The following is a 22,177-nucleotide window of genomic DNA, read 5'->3' on the forward strand; positions in this document are numbered from 1 at the left end:
CTATGACGTATTTGTTCAATGACCCCGACGACTTCAAGACCGAGGTACTGACCGGTTTCACTGCGGCCCACAAGCGGCACGTCCGCCGGGTCGAAGGAGCGGCCGGTTTCGTCCGCTCAGCTGGCCCGCTCGAGGGCAAGGTCGCCCTGGTCATCGGCGGGGGGTCTGGGCATTACCCTTCCTACAGCGGCGTGGTCGGCACCGGATTCGCGGACGGGGCGGTGCTGGGTGAGGTGTTCGCCTCGCCGTCGGCCGAGCAGGTGTACCGGATCGCCCGCGCGGCTGACGGGGGCGCCGGTGTGGTGCTCGGCTTCGGGAATTACGCCGGTGACCGCCTCAACTTCGCTGCTGCTGCCGAGCGACTGATCGCCGAGGGCGTTGACTCCCGGATCGTCTACGTCACCGACGACATCGCCTCGGCCGCGCCGGAATCCAAGGCGAAGCGCCGCGGAATTGCCGGAACGTTCACCGTCTACAAGATCGCAGGCGCTGCGGCCGAGCGTGGTGATGACCTTGATGGTGTCGAGCGCGTGATGCGGCGCGCCAACGACGCCACCTACTCCTTCGGTGTCGCCTTCAACGGCTGCACCCTGCCCGGTGCCGACGAACCGCTGTTCCGGGTCGACGCGGGAAAGATGGACCTCGGGCTCGGCATCCACGGTGAGCCGGGAATCTCCTCGTTGCCCGTGCAGCCTGCCGCAGAACTGGCGCGTACGCTCGTCGAGCGGGTGCTGGCCGAGCGCCCCGCCGATGCCGACGGGCGAGCGGCTGTGTTGGTCAACGGTCTGGGTTCCACCAAATACGAGGAGCTCTATGTCCTCTTCGGCACCATCGCCGAGGAACTCGGCAAGGCCGGGGTCGAGCTGATTGCCCCCGAAGTCGGTGAACTGGTGACCAGCTTGGACATGGCCGGTTGCTCGCTCAGCATCACCTGGCTCGACGATGAGTTGGCAGAGCTCTGGCAGGCACCCGCCGATACCCCGGCGTTTCGAAGTGGAGTCGGCGAGGCGGTGTCGCGGTTCCAGCCGCGTGACAATGCCGTGGAGCAGACCGGTCCGGTCTCCCGCGAGCAGGCCGGGCAGGGTTCGATCGAGGCGGCGGTGCGGGTACGCCAGCTGCTGCAGACGATGCTGTCGACCATCGAGGAGAACAGGGCCGACCTGGGTCAGCTCGACGCCGTCGCCGGGGACGGCGATCACGGCATCGGCATGGCCCGTGGCGCTGCCGCAGCGGTCGAAGCTGCCGATCAGACCGAGGGAGGCGTCGGGCAGGTCCTCGAGGCCGCTGGCGGAGCTTTCGGTGACAAGGCCGGTGGCACCAGTGGCATCTTGTGGGGACACCTGCTGACCACGCTGGGTCGCGAACTCGGTAACGCTGATCGGCCAGATGACGCGGCGGTGGGCAATGCTGTCGATTCAGCCGTGATCGCTGTTCGCACGCTCGGCAAGGCGGAGCCCGGTGACAAGACCATGCTGGATGCGATGCTGCCGTTCGCCGAGAGGCTGGACAGCGGCATCAGCTCCGGTGAGTCACTCGCCGAGGCCTGGGCTGCGGCGGCATCGGAGTCCACCCGAGCCGCCTATGCGACGGCTGAGCTCAGCCCCCGGGTTGGTCGGGCCCGACCACTGGCTGAGCGCAGCATCGGCCACCCTGACCCAGGGGCGGTTTCGTTCGCGCTGATCGTGACGGCAGTCGCTGCCGCAGTCTCCCAAGACGGTGTCGCACAGAAGGAGACGGAGCAGTGAGTGCTGCCGAGCAGAACCTGAGGCTGGCCATCGGCAGCGATGGAGCCGGCCTTGGCTACAAGCAGGTCATCGCAGAGGACCTGCGGCTCGATTCCCGAGTTCGCAGCGTGCTCGATCTCGGCCCGCCGGAGGGTGAGCCGAAAGCCAACACCTACACCTCGGTCGCGGTCCGGGCCGGTGAACTGATCGTCGCCGGTGAGATCGACCGGGCCATCCTGGTCTGCGGAACCGGCATCGGCGTTGCCATTGCGGCGAACAAGGTGCCTGGGATCCGGGCGACGGTCGCCCACGACAGCTTCTCGGTGGAGCGTTCCATCCTGTCCAACGACTGCCAGATCCTCACCTTCGGGGAACGGGTGATCGGTCTGCAGCTGGCACGCCGTCTGGCTCAGGAATGGTTGGGCTATCGGTTTGATCCGAGCAGCCACTCCTATGCCAATGTCTGCGAGATCGTGGACTACGAGAACCGCTGAGCGCTGACCTGATGTCCCCTCGAGGTGGCCCTTCCGGGGCCGCCTCGGGGGGTCAGCGCGTCGACCAGCGGTCCTCGATCCGTCCGTAGCGCCAGACCAGCAACGCGACGGCCCACACCGCGACGAACAGGCCGACGATCACGAAGCCCGCGTAGTCCAGGTTGATCGACGCGATCCAGCCCAGCGGCCCGGACTCGACATGCGCCCGTTCGGCCAGCACGCCGAGCAGTTCGACGGTGCCGATCGCCAGCGCGACGGCGACGGAGAGCGAAGTGATCGTGATGTTGTAGTACACCTTCCGCACCGGCTTGGCGAAGGCCCAGCCGTAGGCGGCGTTCATGAACACGCCGTCGATGGTGTCCAGCAGCGACATTCCGGCCGCGAAGAGCACCGGCAGTATCAGGATGCAGTAGAACGGCAGGGTGAACGCGGCCATCCCGCCGGCGAGCACGAGCAGGCCCACCTCGGTCGCGGTGTCGAAGCCGAGGCCGAAGAGCACGCCGATCGGGTAGATGTGCCATGGCTTGCGGACCGATCCGGACACGCCGCGCAATAGGCGGTTCATGAGGCCGCGCTTGTTCAGCCGGTCCTCGAGTTCCGCTTCGTCGTAGCGGCCGGTGCGCATGTCCCGGAACACCTTGACGATCCCGACGAGCACCACCAGGTTGATGATGCCGAGGATCCACAGGAACACCCCGGACACCGAGGTGCCGATGAGGCCGAGCATCGTCTGCATCGTGGAGTTCTCGTCCTGGACAGGGCCGGCGAGGGCGCGCACGCCCAGCGCGAGCAGCGCAGCGAGGCCGAAGACGACGGTCGAGTGCCCGAGCGAGAACCAGAAGCCCACCGAGAGCGGCCGGCGCGGGTTGGTCTCCCCCGCGGCGATCCGCCCCTCGCGGTCGGCCAGCAGCTTGCGCGTGGTGTTGTCGATCGCGGCGATGTGGTCGGCGTCGAAGGCGTGGCGCAGGCCGAACGTGTAGGCCAGCAGGCCGATGCCGAGCGTGAACTCGCCGCCGTCGCCGATCCGGTAGTGGCCGGGCACGATGAGCAGGATCAGCGCGCCGAAGCCGACGACGTGTAGCGCGATCACGGTCGCGGTCATCCCGAGCAGCGACCGCCGGTCGCCGGGGCCGAGTGCGGCCCACCCCGTCCGGAGCCGCGCGACGGTGCTCGATGTGCTCATGCCGGTGTTCCCCACCTTCAATACTTTCGCAGGTTCATGGGCGCCTGTCCGGTCCATCGGCTCCGGAGCAGAGCGATGACCGCGTCGAACAGGCCCGCCAGCTCGGCGGTGTCGTCACCGAGGCAGCGCAGCACGAATCCGGGACCGGCCAGCGCGGTGAGCCCGCTCCGGACGGCGCCGACGCCCTGGGTGAGCGCGTGGACCTCGTCGAGCAGGTACTCGTCGATGCGGGCGTCGACCGCCGTGAGCGATCCGACGTGGGTGCGTCCGTCGAGGAGGCCGATGCCGGAGGGATCCGATCGGCCGGGCTCGATGAGCAGGTTGTCGACCGCGAGGAGCGTGCCGCCCCGTCGGATCTCGGTGCGCATGCGGAGTTCGTCGTACCGGAACCGCGCACCGTCGGGCGACCATCCGGGCGTGACGATCTCGGCCAGGACGAGTGAGGCGGTCTCGTCCAGCTCGACGAGGCAGGTCTGCCGGAAGCTGGCCTCGCGGTAGAGGATCAGCGGGTCGGGAACGTACTCGAGGACGGCGCCGGGGCCGAGCCGGATCCGCATGTCCTGCATCGCACCGCCGCCCGGCGTGCGGTAGACCTTGGTCGCCGACTGCGTGGTGAGCACGGCGTGCGCCCCGGCCTCGAGGTCGATGTCGATCGCGTAGGTGTCGCCGCGCAGGCACCCGCCCCCGGGGTTGACCACGTGGTAGGTGACCTGACCGGAATCGTCGAGGTACATGGGCCGCAGGGTCTGCAGCGTTCCCGCGTGCCGCTGCGCCACGGCGACGGTGCGCCGCCCCCGCGGGGCGAGGGTCAGCGCGAGCTCGCCCGTGAGCGCGGGCACGGGAGCACCGGTCACGCGAGGTCGAGCATGAGGACGTCCCGGCGGATCCACTCCAGCACGCCGTCCAGGCCCTCGTCGGTCTTGAGATTGGTCATGCAGAACGGGCGGTCGCCGCGGAAGACCTTGGAGTCGGCGGCCATGACGGACAGGTCCGCGCCGACGTACGGCGCGAGGTCGGTCTTGTTGATCACGAACAAGTCCGACTTGATCATGCCCTGCCCGGCCTTGCGCGGGATCTCCTCGCCCTGCGCGACATCGATGAGGTAGATCGAGAAGTCCACCAGCTCGGGGCTGAAGGTGGCGGAGAGGTTGTCACCGCCGCTCTCGATGAAGACCACCTGCAGGTCGGGATGCGCAGCCACGAGCCGCGACACCGCGGCCTCGTTCATCGACGTGTCCTCTCGGATCGCGGTGTGCGGACAGCCCCCGGTCTCGATGCCGACGATGCGGTCGCCGGGCAGGACGCTGTTGCGCGCCAGGATCTTCGCGTCCTCTGTCGTGTAGATGTCGTTGGTGATGGCCGCCATCGACACCTCGTCGGCGAGGTGCCGGGTGATGCGCTCCACGAGCTGGGTCTTGCCCGCGCCCACGGGGCCTCCGACACCGATGCGGATCGTCGTCATGCAATCTCCTCCTAGCTCATGAACATCCGCGCCCGCTGGCGCCGATGCCGCATCTGTGCGATCTCGAGCCCGGGCGATGCGGCGCCCAGGTCGTCTTCGGTCAGGATCAACGCAGTGGCGACGGCGTCGGCCACCACGTCGTACATCGAGCGCTGCACCCGCTGCCCCGCGGTCTGCCCGATGGGGATGGCGCGCACGGCGTTCTGGGTCAGCGAAGTGACGGCGGCGAACAGGTGTGCCTCGATCGCGGCGGCGGGCGGAGCGTCGATCGCGTGCGCGAGCAGTGCGAAGGCGACAGCAGGATGTCCGTGGCAGCGACCCGCATCCAGCTCGGCGAGATAGTCGCCCAGAAGGGATTCCGGCGCGACGACGGCGCCGACCTCGGCGGTCCGCCGGCCGATCGTGGCCGCCGCGGTGCGCACCTGCTCGGGCAGGGTGAGGGCGGCGATGAGGCGGTCGAGGCGCCACACGGCGTCGAGATCGCCGGCCTGCAGGGCGTCGAAGACCATGCGGATCGCGAGGCCGTCCGTGTACGCGAGCTGCCGAGAGACGTACGCGCGCAGCCACGCCGCGAAGGTGGCCTCATCGTCGATCGTGCCGTCGGCGAGGTACGCCTCCATCCCGAAGGAGTGGCTGAACGCTCCCGTCGGCAGAGCGGAGTCGCTGAGCTGCAGCAGCGGCAGCAGATACCCCGGCGACGCCCCGGCCCCGATTGAACACTGTTCCTGTCCGCCGCGAACTGCGCTTTTTCCGACCGAAACAGTGTTCAATGCGTGTGCTCCGCGTGGCGGAAGGGCGTGGGAAGGACGCGGTCCTGCCGCGCGAAGGGCACGCCGTGGTGGGTGAGGTAGTCCTCGACGGTGTGGTCGTACTGCACCACCATCACCTCGGCGCCGTACTCGGAATCGGCGTCGAAGAACTGCGCCTGCAGGTGCCGGTTGCCGAGTCCATGCGCGGTGCGGCCCATCTCGGTGATCGTGCGCGGGGCGATCACCAGCACGTCCGTGGCGAGCACCTGCACGGCGATGATGGTGCGCTCATCGCGGTGCAGGATGTCGCCGTCGCGCAGGTCACCGTCGGGGCCGGCAGGCGCGGCCAGGCGCAGCCCGATCTCCCGGTCGTGGTCGGTGCGCACGCGCTGGATCCGCTTCACCAGGTCGGCGCCGGCGAGCGGAACCCGCTCGACGTGCACCGCGCCTAGTTCGGCGGGGTCGAGGTCGGCGAGGTTGCCGGCGACGGTCTCGATGATCACTTCTCGCCTCTCAGAACAGGAAGTAGCGCTGGGTCATGGGCAGGGACGACGCGGGCTCGGAGCGCACGGGCGTCCCGTCGACGGCGACGACGTAGGTCTCGGGGTCGACGGTGATGTCGGGCGTCGCACCGTTGTGCGGCAGGTCCTGCTTGCGGAGAGTGCGGATGCCCCGGACGGGCAGCGTGCGCTTGCGCAGCCCGAGCTCGCGCGCGACGCCGGATTCCGCCGCTGCGGTGGACAGGAACGTGATCGCGGCGTCGTGCACGGCCGAACCCATCGACCCGAACTGCGGCCGCATGGTGCGCGGCTGCGGCGTCGGGATCGACGCGTTCGCGTCACCCATGAGGGCGGTCGCGATCTGGCCGCCCTTGATCACCAGGTCGGGCTTCACCCCGAAGAAGGCCGGGTTCCAGAGCACGAGGTCGGCGAACTTACCCTCCTCTACGCTGCCGACGTACTCCGCGATGCCCTGCGCGAGCGCCGGGTTGATCGTGTACTTCGCGATGTACCGCTTGATCCGGGCGTTATCGCCGCCGTCCGGGTCCCCGTCGATCGGGCCCCGCTGGCGCTTCATGGAGTCGGCGAGCTGCCAGGTGCGCGTGATCACCTCGCCCACACGGCCCATCGCCTGGGAGTCGGACGAGGTGATCGAGATGATCCCCAGGTCGTGCAGCACCCCCTCGGCCGCAATGGTTTCAGGCCGGATGCGCGAGTCGGCGAAGGCCACGTCCTCGGGGATGTCGGCGTTGAGGTGGTGGCACACCATGAGCATGTCGAGGTGCTCGACGATGGTGTTCTCGGTGAACGGGAGGGTCGGGTTCGTGGACGCGGGAAGCACGTTCGGGTGTCCCGCGATCGCGATGATGTCCGGCGCATGACCGCCACCCGCGCCCTCGGTGTGGAAGGTGTGGATCACGCGGCCGTCGATCGCGGCCACGGTGTCCTCGAGGAAGCCGCACTCGTTGAGGGTGTCGGTATGGATCGCGACCTGCACGTCGTACTCGTCGGCCACTCGGAGCGAGTTGTCGATGGAGGCCGTGGTCGAACCCCAGTCCTCGTGCACCTTGAGACCGATCGCGCCGGCCCGGATCTGTTCCGCGAGGGGCTCCGTCGCGCCGGCGTGCCCCTTGCCGAGCAGCCCGATGTTCATGGGCACGCCGTCGAGGGCCTGCAGCATGCGGGCGATGTGCCAGGGCCCCGGCGTCACCGTGGTGGCGTTCGTGCCCGCTGCCGGCCCGGTGCCGCCGCCGATCATCGTGGTGACGCCGGAGTTGAGCGCCGTGTCGATCTGCTGGGCACTGATGAAGTGGATATGTGTGTCGATCCCGCCCGCGGTGAGGATCCGCCCCTCCCCCGCGATGATCTCCGTGGCGGCACCGATCGTGATGGTGATGCCGTCGCTGATCTGAGGGTTGCCGGCCTTGCCTATCCGGAAGATGTGGCCGTCGCGCAGCGCGACGTCTGCTTTGACGATGCCCGTGTGGTCGACGATCAGCGCGTTGGTGATCACGGTGTCGGGGATGTCGTGCTCGCGGGTGAGCACCCCGTTCTCGCCCATGCCGTCGCGGATCACCTTGCCACCGCCGAAGACCACCTCCTCGCCGTACACGGTGAGATCCTTCTCGACGACCGCGAAGAGCTCGGTATCGGCGAGGCGCACGGCATCACCGACCGTCGGACCGTAGAGGTCGGAGTACTCGCGACGGCTCAGTTCGAAGCTCACTGCTCTCCCTCGTTCTCCGGACGGTCGGCACCGTCGAGCGGGCCGTTGACGCGGTTGGCGAGCCCGTGGACCTCGCGGGTTCCGGCGAGGGCGACGAGCCGCACCGTCTTTCCGTCGCCGGGCTCGAACCGGACGGCGGTCCCGGACGGGATGTCCAGACGGTGCCCGTAGGCCTCGGTTCGGTCGAAGTCGAGGGCGCGGTTGACCTCGGCGAAGTGGAAGTGCGAGCCGACCTGGATGGGGCGGTCGCCGGTGTTGACGACGCGGACGGTGCGGGTGGACCGGTCGGGGTTGCACCGGATCGGTACGGAAGCGAGGCGGAACTCTCCGGGGATCATGGCCCGCGACTACCGGATCGGGTGGTGGACGGTGACGAGCTTCGTACCATCCGGGAAGGTGGCCTCCACCTGTACGTCGTGGATCATCTCGGGCACGCCCTCCATCACGTCGTCGCGGGTGAGGACGGTCGCGCCGTGCGCCATGAGATCGGCGACGCTGCGCCCGTCGCGCGCGCCCTCGACCAGCTCGTACGTGATGATGGCGACCGCCTCGGGGTGGTTCAGCTTGAGCCCGCGGGCCTGGCGACGGCGCGCCAGGTCCGCGGCGACGACGATGAGCAGTTTGTCCTGCTCGCGGGGCAAGAGGTGCATGAGAATTCACTCAATCCTTCGCCCCGGCGGCCCGTCAAGCCGGATCGTCAGGCGCAACAGGCTGGAAACACGAAGTTAACGCGTGACCGGGCGCTAGCCCTGTGCGACCTTCACTGCCAGGACCGGACAGGTCGCGTCGAGCAGGATCCGCTGCGCCGACGAGCCGAACAGGAGCTTGCCGGTCGCGGTGCGGTGCTTGATCCCGATCACGAGGACGGAGGCGTCCAGCGCTGTAGCAGCGTCGACGACGCCGCCCACCGGGTCCTTCTCGAACTCCTTCGGGTGCTCGAAGGTGACGGTGATGCCGCGCGCGGTAGCCCCGGAGACGTCGGGAGCGTCACCGTCGAGCACGAAGACGACGACGGGCTCTCCGGGCCTGCGCTCCGCTTCGCCGTAGGCGGCCTCGAGTGCGGCGGCGCTCTCCGGGGTGGTCGAGTGGGCGACGACGATCGTCATGTCAGATGTCCTTTCCGGTACGGGCGGTGACGACCTGGCGTGCCTTGATGAGGAGCACGGCGATCAGCAGGCCGTAGAGGGTGATCGAGATCGGCGAGGAGACGAAGACGGAGTAGTCGCCGTCGGAGGAGAGCAGGGCGTCCCGCAGGCTGGTCTCGGCGAGCGGCCCAAGCACCATGCCGATGAGCAGAGGCGCGATCGGGATGTCGTAGCGCTTGAAGACGAACGCCAGCAGGCCGATCGCGAGGAAGAGCAGCAGGTCGAAGGTCGTCGGCGAGGTCGCGTAGATGCCGAGGCCACAGAACATCACGATACTGCCGTACAGGTACGGCGCCGGGATCAGCAACAGCTTCGCCCACAGCTGCGCGAAGGGCAGGTTGATGATGAGCAGCACCACCATCGCGATGAAGAAGCTGGCGAGCAGCGCCCACACGAGGTCCGGTGAGTTGTCGAACAGCAGCGGTCCCGGCTGGAGGCCGTACTGCCGGAACGCGGCGAGCATGATCGCGGCGGTCGCCGAGACCGGGAGGCCCAGCGAGAGCAGGGCGCCCATCGCCATGCCGGTGGTGGAGTTACCCGCCGCCTCCGGGGCCGCGAGGCCGCGGGGCGCACCCTTGCCGAATAGGGGGAACTTCCGGCGGCGGTCGAGGCGTCGTTCGACGTCGTAGGCGAGGAAGGTGGGGACCTCCGAGCCGCCGACGGGGATGACGCCGAAGGGCAGGCCGATCGCCGTGCCACGGCCCCACGCCGGGAGCGCCTCCTTGAACTCCGCCTTGGAGAGCCAGGCGCGGCCCGCCTTGGCGCCGATCGCCTTCGGGGCGGGATCGCGACGTATCCGCGAGGCGACGATGAGGATCTCGCCGAGGGCCAGCATGCCGACGGCGACGATCACCAGCGAGATCCCGTCGAAGAGGTTCGCCGAGCCGAAGGTGAAGCGCTCGGTGCCGGAGATCTCGTCGATGCCGACGGTCGCGAACATCAGGCCCATCACCAGCGAGGACAGGCCCTTGACCACCGATTCGGAGACGACCGAGGAGATCGCGCCGAAAGCCAGCAGCGCGAGCGCGAAGTACTCGGCCGGGCCGAACTGGGTGGACAGTTCCGCCATGAACGGCGCGAGGAAGACCACGAGCACCGAGGCGATCATGCCGCCGATGAAGGCGCCGATCGCGGCGATCGCCAGCGCTTGGGGCGCCTTGCCGTTCTTCGCCATCTGATGCCCCTCGAAGGTCGAGGCGATCGCTGACGCCTGGCCGGGGGTGTTCATCAGGATGGCCATCGTCGAGTCGCCGAAGAGGCCGCCGAAGTAGACGCCGGCGAACAGGATGAAGGCCGCGGTCGGGTTGAGCGCGAAGGTCATCGGCAGCAGGAGCGCCACCGCCATCGAGGAACCGAGGCCGGGCAGCACGCCCACGGCGGTGCCGATGAGGCAACCGATGACGACCCACAGGAGGTTTTCGGGCGACAGGGCGCCGGAGAACCCGTCGAGCAGGAGTCCGAACTGGTCCATGGTCACAGCCCTCCCAGGATTCCGGACGGGAGCGGGACATCCAGTACAACGCCGAAGATCAGGAAGACGACGCTGGAGAGCAGGAGCCCGAGCGAGGCGTCGAAGAGCGGCCGCGTGCTGTTGAATGCCCGCGTCGCGCACCAGAACAAAAGTGCGGCGGCGAGGATCCACCCGAGCACGTCGAGGAGCACCGCGAAGGCCACCAGGCCGCCGATGAGCCAGCCCGCGGCGACCCAATCGGTGTACGTGCGGAACCTCTTCTCCGAGCGCGCCAGCTCATCCGGGTTCCGGACGAAGTGCACGGTGAGCGCAGCGGCCAGCGCGTATCCCGCGATGGCCAGCAGCCACGGGAAGAAGGTCGGGCCGGGACTGTCGTCGGACTGCACGTCCATGGTGAGGTTGCCGATCACCACCAGAGTGCTGGCGATCGCGAGGATCGCGGGGACGATGAGCGCACCGCGTCCGGTCCCCGTGCCCGGGGCCGCGGCGGCCGCTTCTTCCGTGTGTGCGGTCATTTGCCCAGCTCCTGGTACAGGCCGGCGATGACGCGGTCCTCGTCGGCGATGAAGGTGGTGAGTTCGGGGCCCTCGAGCCAGGCCGGGGTCCACTTGTTGATGCGCTCGGCCTCGGCCCAGTCCGGCGTGCGCATGACCTCGTCGAAGACGTCGCGGATGTTCTTCACGTCGGCCGCGGAGATGTCGGGCGGGCCGAACAGCGCACGCCAGTTCGCCAGCGTCACGTCGTAGCCGAGCTCGCGCAGCGTCGGGAAGTCCACGCCGTCGAGGGGCTCCTTGGCCGCCATAGCGAGGCCCCTGAGGCGGCCGGACTGGATCTGGTCGATGAGGTCGGCGTATCCCGAGAAGGCGGCCTTCGCTGTGCCCGTGACCAGGGCCTGGGCGACCTCGCCGCCGCCGGCTTTCGGGATGTAAGTGGTGTTGCGCGGGTCGATCCCGGCGGCCTTGGCGAACTGGGCCATGACCAGCTGGTCGAAACTGCCGCCGCCGGTGAACGGGACCGAGTGCGGATTGCTCCGCCACGCGGCGACGAGCTCGTCGACGGACGTGTACGGGGAGTTCGCGGGGACGGCGAGAACGTCGTACTCCTCGAAGATCCGCGCGATGGGGGTCACGTCGGTCATCGTCACGGCGGACTTCGTCTGCTGGACACCGGCGACGAGGCCGGTGCCGCCGACCATGACGACATCCGCGCGGCCGGGCATCGAGTGCAGCCGGGACAGTCCGATGGTGCCGGCGGCGCCCGGCACGTTGACGACCTGGATGTTGGTGGCGATCTTCTGCTCTCGCATGATCGCCTGCGCCTCTCGCATGACGAGGTCCCAGCCGCCACCTGCCCCGGCCGGCGCGATCAGCGTGGCCTTGTTCCGAATGTCGGCCGAGAGCCCACCACGTTGGAACGAGTAGGAGACCGCGGTGGAGACGACCGCGACGACGATGATCGCGTAGATCGCGAGCGCGACCACTTTCCGTTGTCGCGGTGGCGCTTTCGCCTTCTCGTGTTCGCCCGAGCTACCTGTCACGACCCTGACCTCCTCGTGGAGCTGATGAGGTCGCCAGATTATCGCCGGACAAACGTCCCCTGATCGAAACGCAAATTTTTAGTAAAGAGCAGAACGCGCAAAATGCGCGGAAGGTCGGATCCGGCGAACCGACTGCCGCTCAGGTGTTTCCGATCAGCGGTCGAGCCAGTGGTCCACGGCGAGGTCGCGAGCATCGCTCAGTGCGGAGGCCTGGCAGCTGAAGCCGACCACGCTGCGGCCGTCGTCGAGTACCACCGAGCCCAGGGTCATGGGGGCCGGCAGGCGGGTGAGGAACAGTCCCAGCGCCGCCGGTGCGAGTCGCCAGAGTTCACCGCGGATAGCGCGCCCTCGTGCGCCGTCGTGGACCAAGCCCGGCTTGGGCGGCGTCGTCGCCAGCTCGACCAGCCGGTAGTCGTCGGCGGTCCGGATCTCCCCCGCCCAGTGGGCCCCGAGCGAGGTCAGCTCGTGCTCGAGCGGTTGACCGCGCAGGTGCGCGCCGAACACCGCGAGGTCGAGCGCGCCGGCGAGGCCGAGGTTCCACGGCTCCGCGGGCGGCGCACCGGCGATCCGAGCGGCGAGGTCGAGCGCGACCCCGTCGTGACCGGCCGGAGCCAGCACCGTGACCCCGAACTGCGCGCCGTCGGCGGTGTTCCCGGCCGGGACGGCGACGCCGCAGAGGTCGAGGAGGTTGCAGAAGTTGGTGTAGGTCCCCAGCTCCGCGTTCACCCCCACCGGGTCGGCGGCCACGTCGGCGATCGTCGGGTGCCGCGGCGCGGTGGGAACCAGGAGCCCGGCGAAGCGCTCGAAGAGCGAGGCGGCCCGCACGGCGATGGCGCGCAGGTCCGCCTGATCCGAGGCCAGGCGGTGCGCAGGCAGCTCCCCCGCGGCCCGCACGATGCCAGCCACCGTCGGATCGAGCCCCGCCTCGTCGCCCGCCACTGCCACGAAATCGCCCACCGCGCTGTACCGCTCGGCGACGAGGGCACCATCGTAGAGGAGCTTCGCGGCGGCGAGGAGCTCGGAGATGTCGACGGCTTCGACCCGCAGCCCGGCCGCTTCGGCGCGGGCGACGGCACGGTCGAAGGCGTCGCGCCACGCGGCCGGCAGGGCGGGGAGCTCGGCGGGGATCGCCAGCGCCGCGTCGGGCGCGGCGGCGAAGGGGGTGTCGGCGGCCCACCGGCGGGTACCTGTGGTGCCCATGACCGCCATGGCGCGGCTCGCCGTGGCGATATCGCGGGCGAAGACCGTGACGCAGTCGTACGACGCGCATGCGGGCACGACCCCGTCGGTGCTGACGGCGCCGATCGTGGGCTTGATGCCGACGATGCCCTGCAGCCCGGCGGGCACGCGGCCCGATCCCGCGGTGTCGGTGCCGATCGCGATGTCGGCGTAGTCGAGGGCCACGGCGACGGCGGAGCCGGAGCTCGACCCGCCGGAGATGTGGTCGGGGCGACGGGAGTCGCGCACGGCGCCGTAGGGGCTGCGGGTGCCGACGAGGCCGGTGGCGAACTGGTCGAGGTTGGTCTTGCCGATCACCACCGCGCCGGCGGCGCGGAGAGCGGCCACGGCTGCGGCGTCGGCCTCGGGGCGATAGGCGTAGCCGGGGCAGGCGGCGGTGGTCGGGAGTCCCGCCACATCGACGTTGTCCTTCACGGCGAGGACGACGCCGGCGAGCGGGCCGCCCGCAGCGAGCGATGCGGCGTACTCGGCGGTGACCTCCGCCTCCGGCCGCAGCACGAGGAAGACCTCGGGGCGGTCATCCGCCTCGATGCGCCGGTAGATGTCGGCGATGCGGGTCATGCTGCTCTCCTGGTGAACTCGCCGGCGGCCGCCCAGCGGCCGCGTTCCTCGTCGCGGGCGATCTCCATCGCGGACTGCACGCGCACGATGTCGTCGGCCTCACGGGCCAGGAACGCGCGGTGCGCGGACAGGGAGAAGGACCCGGCTGTGATGTCCACCGAGCCACGGCCGGCGGCCGTGTCGGCGCGCAGGTCCGCGAGTTCCTCGGTGCTGACCGGGTACCAGCTGATCCGGTCGAAGTGCCGCAGCAGCCAGGGGTGTTCGGGTTCGAAGCCCCCGGCGGCGTGCGGGTGCCGGTGGTTCCACACCTGGGTGGTGCGGCCGACGAACTGGTAGCCGCCGGGGCCCTCCATGCCGTAGATGCACAGGTACGCGCCGCCGATGCCGACGGCGTTCTCCGGAGTCCAGGTGCGGGCGGGGTTGTACTTGGTGGTCACCAGGCGGTGGCGCGGATCGAGCGGGACGGCCACGGGCGCACCGAGGTACACGTCGCCGAGGCCCAGTACGAGGTACGAGGCGTCGAAGACGATCCGCTGCACGTCCTCGACCGAGCCGAGACCGTTCATCCGCCGGATGAACTCGATGTTCCAAGGGCACCACGGGGCGTCGCCGCGGACGCCGAGGACGTACCGCTCGATCGCTTCGCGGGTGCTCGGGTCGTCCCAGGACAGCGGGAGGGAGACGGTGCGGCTGGGCACGATCATGTCGTCGGCGGCGGGGAGCTGCGACTCCGCCTCGCGGATCCAGTCGAGGGCCGCGGGCTGCCCCAGTGCGGTCGGGTCGAACTTCACCTGCAGACTGCGCACACCGGCGGTGAGATCGATCAGCCCCCGCGGGGATTCGGCGCGCAGGCGCTGCTCGAGCGCGTGGACGCGGGCCCGCGACTCCAGGTCCAGCGTCATGGCGCCGTACTCGACGAGGATGTTGTCATCGCCCGAGCGGCGGTAGGTGATGGTGGTCTCGGCGTCGGCCGTCATGGACCGGGCGAGAACGCCGTCGTCGCCGTCGCCGCCGGCGGACAGCACGACGGGCAGGTTCGCGCGCCGTGCCGTACCGATGGCGCCGGGCGAGGCGGCCGCCGAGGCGCGGACGGGGACGAAGCGCACGGAGTCGCCGGGCCGGAGCTGCCCCAGCTTCCAGCGGTCGGCGGTCGTCACCGTGACCGGGCAGACGAAGCCGCCCAGGCTGGGGCCGTCGGGACCGAGCAGGATCGGGGTGTCGCCGGTGAAGTCGAGCGCGCCCACGGAGTAGGCGTTGTCGTGGATGTTCGACGGGTGCAGGCCGGCCTCGCCACCGTCGGGACGCGCCCATTCGGGCTTGGGGCCGATGAGCCGGACGCCGGTGCGATCCGAGTTGAAGTGCACCTCGTAGGCCGTGTCGTAGAGGGTCGCGATATCGGCATCGGTGAAGTACTCGGGGGCGGAATGCGGTCCCACGGTGACGGCGAGATGCCACTGGCTGGTGAACGCGGGCACCTCGTCGTCGAGGATGCGACGCGGGGCGGCGGCGACGTCTGTGCCGATGGGCAGTTCGTCGCCGGCCGCGAGGATCCGTCCGTCGTGGCCGCCGAACTTCCCCAGCGTGAACGTCGCGGCGCTGCCCAGGTAGTCGGGCACCACGACCCCGCCGCGGACCGCGAGGTACACCCGCATGCCGAGCGATCCGGTCGCGCCGACGGCGAGCTGCTGCCCGGGGAGCAGCTCGACGGGTGCCCAGGTGGGGACGGGCGTCCCGTCGACAGTGAGGATGACTGGGGCGCCGGCGACCGCGACCGTGGTGGCCTCGTCGACGGTGATGGCGAGGCCACCGAGGGTGCACTCGAACCCCGCCGCACCCTCGTCGTTGCCGACGGCAAGGTTGGCGAGGCGGAAGGAGAGATCGTCCATCGGTCCGGACGGCGGCACCCCGATCGACCAGTAGCCCGCCCGGCCGGGCCAGTCCTGCACGGTGGTCATCGGGCCGGGGCGGACGACGGTGAGCGTGCTCATGCGGCGGCCTCCGAGATCTCGAGTTCGACGGCGGTGGGATCGAAGCCGTTGCAGGGGTTGTTGATCTGCGGGCAGTTGGAGATCAGGACGAGCGTGTCGATCTCGGCGCGCAGCACCAGCTTCTTCCCCGGGGCGGAGAGGCCGTCGACGATGCCGAGCGTGCCGTCGGGGTCGACGGGGACGTACATGTAGAAGTTGACGTTCCCTACCAGGTCGCGCTTGCCGAGGCCGTGCCGGCTGCCCTCGATGAGGAAGTTCTCGACGCAGGCGTGCTGATGCTTGGTGTGGTGGCCGTAGCGCAGTGTGTTGGACTCCTGGGAGCAGGCGCCGCCGAGGGTGTCGTGGTGGCCGACCTCGTCGTCGATGATGGTCATCATCGGGCGCGACTCCTGGTCGCGGATCACGGTTCCAGCGCCGAGGAAGATGCTGCCCTGGCCGAGGATCGTCTGCTGGGCGCTGTAGCGGACGGTGTGGTCGTGCGCCCCGTAGAAGAGGGTGTCGACGGCTTGGTTGCCGTGGAGATCGGTCATGGTGAGGGTGTGGCCGGCGGGGACGATGCCCGACCAGGGCGCCCGCGGGGTGACGGTGGCGATCATGGTTGGTCCTTCGGTCGGTGGTCGGCGTTCAGCGCGCGGCGCGGTGGGCGTCTTCGGAGTTCGCCACGGCGCGCTGGTATTCGGGGTCGGTGTCGGTCGCGGCGACGAGCGCGGCCAGATCGTCGTCGGCGCGCCAGGCCAGCACCTCGAGCAGGCCCGTGTCGAAGGTCGGCGACGGGTCGAGCGGGTGGGCGGTGTTCGCGACGGCGACGATGCACGGCAGGTGCAGCACCAGCTCCACCGCCTTGCCCGGGCCCGCGCTACCGGTGGAGGCGAGGGCACCGTCGGCCCCCACGGTGACGCCGTGGAAGAACGAGACGGACGGGGCGACGTCGGTGGGCGTGAGGCCGTGCTTGGCGGCGGCGAGCACGAGCAGCTCGCGTCCTGCGGGGCTGGCCGAATGCGCCTCCCCCGCGCCGTACTTGGCGGTGTTCGTGGCGAGCGTGGTGGTGCCGCAGAGGGCGTCGTGGTGGCCGGAGTCGTCGGTGACGACGGTGGCGAGCACGCGCCCCTGGTCGGAGAGCAGCGGGTGCCCGGGGCCCAGGTAGGCCTGCCACGGCACCTTGACCGTGTCGGCCACGGTCAGACGCTCCCAGGGCGCGTCGGCGCGCCAGAGGAGGATGGAGGCGCAGGCGGTGCCGACGATGTCGGTCAGGCGGATTCGGGTGCCGCGCGCCAGCACCTTCGACGTGTAGCGGCCGCCGGGGACGGTCTCCGCCCAGGTGAGGGCGTCGGCGGGCACGCCCCCGGGCGGCTCGGGCCAGGCGGTGGCGGGCACCGTCGGCATGCCTTCGACGCGGGTGTCGGCCTGGGCGCGGGCGTGTTCACGGGCGCCCTGGGTGGTGGCGGTGGTCTCGGCGATGGCGGTCACGTCAGATACCTTTCGTGGCGGGGAGGGACGGGAGGACGGCGGTGACGGGGCGCGGGTGCGGGCGACGCGGGAAGCAGGCGATGCCCGCGATGACGACGACCGCGATGGTGATCGGTCCGGCCCACTGCAGCAGCGGGGCTTGGCCTGTGGGGTCGTAGATCTCGGGGCGTGGCCAGGCGAGATTGATCACCATCGCTCCGCCGTAGAGGACGGCGGCGGCGTTGATCGGCACGCCCCAGCGGCCCAGGGTGAAGACCGGCTTCCCCTCGGAGTCGCGCACGGTGGCGCCGTGCGGCCATCCGCGCAGCCGCTGGTAGAGCATCGGCACCGTCACCGACAGGTAGGCGAGGTAGATGAGCACGATGCACACGCTGGCGAGGGTCGCGAAGATCGCCGGGTTGCCCACGTTCACCAGCAGGACCGCGACGCAGAGGACGCCGATGAGCACGGCCGGCGCGATGGGCGCCTGGGTGCGCGGGTTGACGCGGGAGAGCTGCTCCGAGAACGGGAGCCGGTGATCGCGGGCCATGGAGAAGATGAGCCGGCTGCACGCGGTCTGGATGGCGAGCGTGCAGATGAAGACGGCCACGGCCACGTCGACCAGCAGGACCTTGCCCCAGAACGAGCCGAGGACCGACTGGAGCACGTAGGGCAGGCCGCCGGCGGCGAGCTCCTCCCCCAGCGTCGGCGCTGCCATGAGCGCGGTGATCAGCATGAGGCCGCCGCCGACCGCCGAGGCGGTGAGGGCGAATCGGATGGTGCGCGGCGCGACGCGGCGGGGGTTGACGGTCTCCTCGGCGAGCTCGCCCGCCGAGCCGAAGCCGACCATGACGTACGCGGCCATGAGGCCGGAGACGATGAACGCGCCGAGGTAGCCGCCCGTGCCCGTGGAGGTGACGTGGGAGGTGTCGAAGACGACCTGGGGTCCGCGCTGTGCGTGCATCGCGAGGGCGCCGATGACGGCGACCACGCCGACGATCTCGCACGTGACGCCGATGGCGTTGATGCGGCTCATCCAGTGCACGCCGATGCAGTTGATCGTGGTGGTGACGATCAGCAGGACCGTGCCGAGGAGGACGGCGTTGGCCGCGCCACTGGAACTGGTGAGGGACGGATCGTCGCCGATGATCTGGAAACCCGACCACACGGTGGGCAGCACCACCTGCAGCGCGATCGCGGCCGCAGCGGCGGTGACGATCTGCGCCAGGATCATGAACCAGCCGCCGAACCAGCCGACCACCTCGCCGCCGAGGCGCCGCGACCACTGGTAGATCGCGCCGGAGATCGGGTAGCGGGCGGCCATCTCGGCGAAGCACAGTGCCACGAGGAACTGACCGAAGTAGACGAGCGGCCAGGTCCAGAAGAAGGCGGCCCCGCCGAGCGAGTAGCCCAGGCCGAACAGCTGGAAGATGGTGGTGAGAATGGACACGAACGAGAACCCGGCGGCGAACGACGCGAACGTCCCGAGCGAGCGGCGCAGCTGCGGCTGGTAGCCGAGCTGAGCCAGATCATCCGAATCATGGTGTCGGGGTTGGGTGGTAGTCATGGGCGGCTTCCCGGTAGGAGCTCTATCTGTCAGTTGATAGAAAACTCTTCTCCGGGGTCACCCGGATTGCCCCGCTGTAAGGAACAGGAAAACCGGCGCTACGAACATGTTTCGTGGCAGGTAGCCTGGCCACTGTGACGGAGGCGGACGGCGAGGCGAGCGGTGGCACGGAAACCGCAGGTAGGCGCGGTCGCCCGCGAGTGAACGATCCTCGTCGCCCCGGAGCGACGACCGTCGACGAGATCCTGGACGCCGCGGCGGAGCTGTTCACCCAGCGCGGGTACGCGGCGACCTCGACGCGGCAGATCGCCGAGGCCGTGGGCATCCGGCAGGCGTCGCTGTACCACTACTTCCCCACCAAGGGCGAGATCCTGACCGTGCTTCTGGAGGCGACGGTGCAGGCGCCGCTCGCGGTCGCGCGCTCCGTGGTGTCGGCCGACGGTGCGCCGCTGGACCGGCTGCTGACGTTGGCCCGGTCCGACGCCGGGCAGCTGCTGGCGGCGCAGTACAACCTCGGGGCTCTCTATCACCTGCCCGAGCTCGCGGCCGACGAGTTCGCCGAGTTCCGCGCCGACCGGGCGGAGCTGGCCTCGCACTACCGTTCCCTGGCCGCTGCTGTTATTGGCGACAACGGCGACCCGCGCGTGCTCCTGCCGTTCCGGCTGGTGGAGTCCGTGATCGGCCTGCGGTCCGACGGGGCCGTCGGCGCAGGTGGCGGCAGTGCCGTCGGCGCTGGTGGCGGCGGTGGCGACGTGGTGGACGCGATCTGCCGGGCGATTCAGCGGGTGTTGGCGTAGCTGGTCACGGCGCTTTCGAGATCGCCAACGTCGCCCACTCGATCGCCTTGTTGCATTCAGTCACGAGGCCCGGCGACGGCTTGCCTAAGACAGCTACTGAGTAGGCGGAATGGACAATCGCCTTCTCAGACATGAACGACGCAAAGCATCCGTCGCTGCCCTCGGTAGTCACTATCACTCGGCGTCCCTTGATCATGCGATCGGGTCGCCACGGACGGCGGCTCTGCTTCGCCTTGTACACGTCGAGAGACTGCTCGTTGCCGAGAGTTTGACTGAACGACGCAACGCCGTCTGCCGATCGCCACCGGCACCCGCGATAGTTCGGCGAGACAGAGACCATCACGTCTTTGAGGGTGCGTGGATCGGCACCCAACGCGCGCATTTCGCCCTCCGTATACGCGGTACAGGGCTCGAAGCTCGTTCCGTCGTTTCGCTCATTAGTACGCCCCTCGTACTGGGGAGTGAATGGCAATGGTCGCGCGTTCGCCACACGAACGCTCGAGGGCTCGGGGACAGCGTGCCCCCCAACTGACATCGCACATCCGGACAGCAGCAACGCGAGAGCCACACCTCCGAGCCAAGCCCTCATTACAAGCGCACCATGCCGATTCCCTCGGCGTTCTCCAACTCGGTGTCGCCAATGTCCTTGGAAATCTGCCTCAACGCTGTCGCGATGGTCCGCGCTTCATCGGCCTCGCGGAGGTAGTTCCGAACTACCGAATGCTCGTGGTCATGTACAGCAACTCCGATGTTGTAGGTCGCCCCTCGCCCCTCCACCGTGTCGCCAAGGTAATTGGTTCGCCCGACCTCGCGAAGCGTATCGATGACTTCCACCAACCGCGACGCATGTCTCTCGTGGGCAAGGGCCAACTCCACGATCGGGTCACCGTCGAGCACCATGTTCGGACGGTCGGCGATGCGCTGCCGCGCCTCGTCGCGAATCCTGTCCGCGTCGGGGTAACCCACGATTCCTCCGATCGTCGCCGGCGGGCGAGCACTCGCCCTCATGAATTGGACGCACCAGCTCGTCGATCGGTTCCCACCTCGTCCACCGAACGAGGAAGGGGGCGCGGCCGATGCGGCCGCGCCCCCTTCCCCCGTGCTGCTCAGTCCGTCTGGACCTCGCTGCGGTCGCCCGACCACAGCGTGTGGAAGGTGCCGGGCTTGTCGACGCGCTTGTAGGTGTGCGCGCCGAAGAAGTCGCGCTGGCCCTGGACGAGCGCGGCAGGTAGGCGGTCGACGTTGAGGGAGTCGAAGTAGCTCAGCGCCGTCGCGAAGCCCGGAATCGGGACTGCGGCCTGGGTGGCGGTGATGACGACGCGGCGCCAGGCGTCCTCGCCGTCGCGGATGGCCTGCGCGAAGTACGGTGCCTCGAGGAGGGTGTTGAGGTTCGGGTTCTCCGCGTAGGCGTCGGCGAGGACGTTGAGGAACTGTGCCCGGATGATGCAGCCTCCGCGCCAGATCTTGGCGACGGCGCCCTTGTCGATGTTCCAGCCGTACTTCTCCGCACCGGCGATGATCGCGTCGAAGCCCTGGGCGTAGGCGACGATCTTGGAGGCGTAGAGGGCCTTGGCGACGTCGTCGACGAAGGAATCGTCGACCCGCGGCGCCGTGGGGCGCTCGATGCCGAGCGCGCGGACCGCGTCACGCTGGTTGCGCTTGGACGAGACGGCACGGGCGAAGACGGCCTCGGCGACGCCGCCGACCGGCACGCCCAGGTCGAGGGCGGTCTGCACGGTCCAGACGCCGGTGCCCTTGCTGCCCGCCTGATCGGTGACGATGTCGACGAAGGGCTTGCCCGTCTCCGCGTCGACGTGCTTGAGGATGTCGATGGTGATCTCGATGAGGTAGCTGTTGAGCGGCCCCTCGTTCCACGTGGCGAACAGGCCCGAGATCTGGGCTGGCGTGTAGCCGGCGACGTTGCGCAGCAGGTCGTAGGCCTCGCCGATGAGCTCCATATCGGCGTACTCGATGCCGTTGTGGATCATTTTGACGAAGTGCCCGGCGCCGTCGGTGCCGACGTGGGTCACGCACGGCTCCCCCTCGGCGACCGCGGCGATCGACGCGAGGATCGGGCCGAGGGTCTCGTAGGACTCCGCCGTGCCGCCGGGCATGATCGACGGTCCCTTGAGTGCGCCCTCCTCGCCGCCGGAGATGCCGGCGCCGACGAAGTGGATGCCCGACGGGGCGATCTTCGCCTCGCGCTCGATGGTGTCGTGGAAGTTCGCGTTGCCGCCGTCGACGATGATGTCGCCCGGCTCGAACCGCTCCTTGAGCTGCTCGATCACCGCGTCCGTGCCCGCGCCAGCCTGGACCATGATGATCGCGGTGCGCGGCTTCGCGAGGCTGGCAACGAACTCGTCGATGGTGTCGCTAGCAACGAAGTTCGCCTCGGGGTGGTTCTTGACGACCTCGTGCGTCTTCTCCGGCGAGCGGTTGTAGATCGCGACGGTGTTGCCCTCACGGGACGCCAGGTTGCGGGCCAGGTTCGAGCCCATCACCGCCATCCCCACCACTCCGATGTTCGCCTTGGCGTCGTTGCTGCTCATCGCTCGTTCGTCCCTCTTCCTCGTGGTGGTTCACACTCG

General features: G+C 69.4%; 23 protein-coding genes. 3 read left to right on the forward strand and 20 right to left on the reverse strand.

Features of this window, described 5'->3' with window-relative positions; all coding sequences use genetic code 11:
* The first annotated feature begins 2 nt into the window (after positions 1-2).
* Both FK529_RS13810 and FK529_RS13815 read left to right on the forward strand, forming a co-directional pair.
* Positions 3-1,745, forward strand: a complete 1,743-nt coding sequence (locus tag FK529_RS13810) for a dihydroxyacetone kinase family protein (RefSeq protein ID WP_146562135.1) — start codon at positions 3-5, stop codon at positions 1,743-1,745.
* Complete coding sequence (locus FK529_RS13815) at positions 1,742-2,218, forward strand: RpiB/LacA/LacB family sugar-phosphate isomerase (protein ID WP_231703083.1); 477 nt, start codon at positions 1,742-1,744, stop codon at positions 2,216-2,218. The genes FK529_RS13810 and FK529_RS13815 overlap by 4 nt, the downstream gene beginning before the upstream one ends.
* Before the next feature lie 52 nt (positions 2,219-2,270).
* Here FK529_RS13815 and nicT read toward each other — a convergent pair whose 3' ends face one another.
* From nicT to FK529_RS13900, 17 genes are all read right to left on the reverse strand, one after another.
* A complete protein-coding gene (gene nicT, locus FK529_RS13820; RefSeq protein ID WP_146562138.1) occupies positions 2,271-3,401 on the reverse strand; it encodes a Nickel transporter NicT in 1,131 nt (376 codons plus the stop codon).
* 17 nt (positions 3,402-3,418) lie between these two features.
* Positions 3,419-4,255 (reverse strand): urease accessory protein UreD, encoded by an 837-nt coding sequence (locus FK529_RS13825; RefSeq protein WP_231703084.1) that lies wholly within the window; start codon positions 4,253-4,255, stop codon positions 3,419-3,421.
* On the reverse strand, positions 4,252-4,863 hold the full coding sequence (ureG, locus tag FK529_RS13830) for an urease accessory protein UreG (protein WP_146562141.1): 612 nt from the start codon (positions 4,861-4,863) through the stop codon (positions 4,252-4,254). The genes FK529_RS13825 and ureG overlap by 4 nt, the downstream gene beginning before the upstream one ends.
* A gap of 11 nt (positions 4,864-4,874) precedes the next feature.
* Positions 4,875-5,483 (reverse strand): urease accessory protein UreF, encoded by a 609-nt coding sequence (locus FK529_RS13835; protein WP_146562143.1) that lies wholly within the window; start codon positions 5,481-5,483, stop codon positions 4,875-4,877.
* 146 nt (positions 5,484-5,629) lie between these two features.
* The gene (ureE, locus tag FK529_RS13840) at positions 5,630-6,115 is read right to left on the reverse strand and encodes an urease accessory protein UreE (RefSeq protein ID WP_146562145.1); all 486 of its coding nucleotides are present in this window, start codon (positions 6,113-6,115) and stop codon (positions 5,630-5,632) included.
* 10 nt (positions 6,116-6,125) lie between these two features.
* Complete coding sequence (ureC, locus tag FK529_RS13845) at positions 6,126-7,838, reverse strand: urease subunit alpha (RefSeq protein ID WP_146562147.1); 1,713 nt, start codon at positions 7,836-7,838, stop codon at positions 6,126-6,128.
* Positions 7,835-8,176: an urease subunit beta gene (locus FK529_RS13850; protein ID WP_146562149.1), complete on the reverse strand. Its 342-nt coding sequence runs from the start codon at positions 8,174-8,176 to the stop codon at positions 7,835-7,837. Before FK529_RS13850 ends, ureC begins: the two co-directional genes overlap by 4 nt.
* A 9-nt stretch (positions 8,177-8,185) precedes the next feature.
* Entirely contained in the window at positions 8,186-8,488 is a 303-nt protein-coding gene (locus FK529_RS13855; RefSeq protein ID WP_146562152.1) for an urease subunit gamma, read from the reverse strand.
* Between the two features lie 93 nt (positions 8,489-8,581).
* Positions 8,582-8,944, reverse strand: coding sequence for a universal stress protein (locus FK529_RS13860; RefSeq protein WP_146562156.1), 363 nt, complete (start codon positions 8,942-8,944; stop codon positions 8,582-8,584).
* A 1-nt stretch (position 8,945) separates the two neighbouring features.
* Positions 8,946-10,454 (reverse strand): tripartite tricarboxylate transporter permease, encoded by a 1,509-nt coding sequence (locus FK529_RS13865; RefSeq protein ID WP_146562160.1) that lies wholly within the window; start codon positions 10,452-10,454, stop codon positions 8,946-8,948.
* A 2-nt stretch (positions 10,455-10,456) separates the two neighbouring features.
* Entirely contained in the window at positions 10,457-10,969 is a 513-nt protein-coding gene (locus tag FK529_RS13870) for a tripartite tricarboxylate transporter TctB family protein (RefSeq protein WP_146562165.1), read from the reverse strand.
* The gene (locus FK529_RS13875) at positions 10,966-11,991 is read right to left on the reverse strand and encodes a Bug family tripartite tricarboxylate transporter substrate binding protein (RefSeq protein WP_205124394.1); all 1,026 of its coding nucleotides are present in this window, start codon (positions 11,989-11,991) and stop codon (positions 10,966-10,968) included. The genes FK529_RS13870 and FK529_RS13875 overlap by 4 nt, the downstream gene beginning before the upstream one ends.
* A gap of 153 nt (positions 11,992-12,144) precedes the next feature.
* The gene (gene atzF / locus FK529_RS13880; RefSeq protein WP_146562169.1) at positions 12,145-13,791 is read right to left on the reverse strand and encodes an allophanate hydrolase; all 1,647 of its coding nucleotides are present in this window, start codon (positions 13,789-13,791) and stop codon (positions 12,145-12,147) included.
* On the reverse strand, positions 13,788-15,779 hold the full coding sequence (locus FK529_RS13885; protein WP_146562173.1) for a 5-oxoprolinase/urea amidolyase family protein: 1,992 nt from the start codon (positions 15,777-15,779) through the stop codon (positions 13,788-13,790). The genes atzF and FK529_RS13885 overlap by 4 nt, the downstream gene beginning before the upstream one ends.
* Positions 15,776-16,375 (reverse strand): urea amidolyase associated protein UAAP2, encoded by a 600-nt coding sequence (locus FK529_RS13890; RefSeq protein WP_146562175.1) that lies wholly within the window; start codon positions 16,373-16,375, stop codon positions 15,776-15,778. The genes FK529_RS13885 and FK529_RS13890 overlap by 4 nt, the downstream gene beginning before the upstream one ends.
* Positions 16,376-16,403: 28 nt before the next feature.
* Entirely contained in the window at positions 16,404-17,246 is an 843-nt protein-coding gene (locus FK529_RS13895; protein ID WP_146562177.1) for an urea amidolyase associated protein UAAP1, read from the reverse strand.
* A gap of 1 nt (position 17,247) precedes the next feature.
* A complete protein-coding gene (locus FK529_RS13900; RefSeq protein ID WP_146562180.1) occupies positions 17,248-18,792 on the reverse strand; it encodes an amino acid permease in 1,545 nt (514 codons plus the stop codon).
* A 134-nt stretch (positions 18,793-18,926) separates the two neighbouring features.
* Between FK529_RS13900 and FK529_RS13905 the strand changes: the two genes are divergently transcribed.
* Positions 18,927-19,589 carry a TetR/AcrR family transcriptional regulator gene (locus FK529_RS13905; protein WP_146562181.1) on the forward strand — a complete coding sequence of 221 codons (663 nt, stop codon included), beginning with the start codon at positions 18,927-18,929 and terminating at the stop codon, positions 19,587-19,589.
* Between the two features lie 4 nt (positions 19,590-19,593).
* Here the strand turns inward: FK529_RS13905 and FK529_RS13910 are convergent, their stop codons facing one another.
* The 3 genes from FK529_RS13910 to gnd all read right to left on the reverse strand — a co-directional run bounded on the left by FK529_RS13910 (position 19,594) and on the right by gnd (position 22,138).
* Positions 19,594-20,178: a DUF3558 family protein gene (locus FK529_RS13910; RefSeq protein WP_146562183.1), complete on the reverse strand. Its 585-nt coding sequence runs from the start codon at positions 20,176-20,178 to the stop codon at positions 19,594-19,596.
* Positions 20,178-20,555, reverse strand: a complete 378-nt coding sequence (locus tag FK529_RS13915) for a hypothetical protein (protein WP_146562185.1) — start codon at positions 20,553-20,555, stop codon at positions 20,178-20,180. The genes FK529_RS13910 and FK529_RS13915 overlap by 1 nt, the downstream gene beginning before the upstream one ends.
* Positions 20,556-20,695: 140 nt before the next feature.
* Positions 20,696-22,138 carry an NADP-dependent phosphogluconate dehydrogenase gene (gene gnd, locus FK529_RS13920; RefSeq protein ID WP_146562187.1) on the reverse strand — a complete coding sequence of 481 codons (1,443 nt, stop codon included), beginning with the start codon at positions 22,136-22,138 and terminating at the stop codon, positions 20,696-20,698.
* Between the last annotated feature and the right edge of the window lie 39 nt (positions 22,139-22,177).

The sequence above is a fragment of the Tsukamurella asaccharolytica genome (genome assembly GCF_007858435.1).
GTDB lineage: Bacteria > Actinomycetota > Actinomycetes > Mycobacteriales > Mycobacteriaceae > Tsukamurella > Tsukamurella asaccharolytica.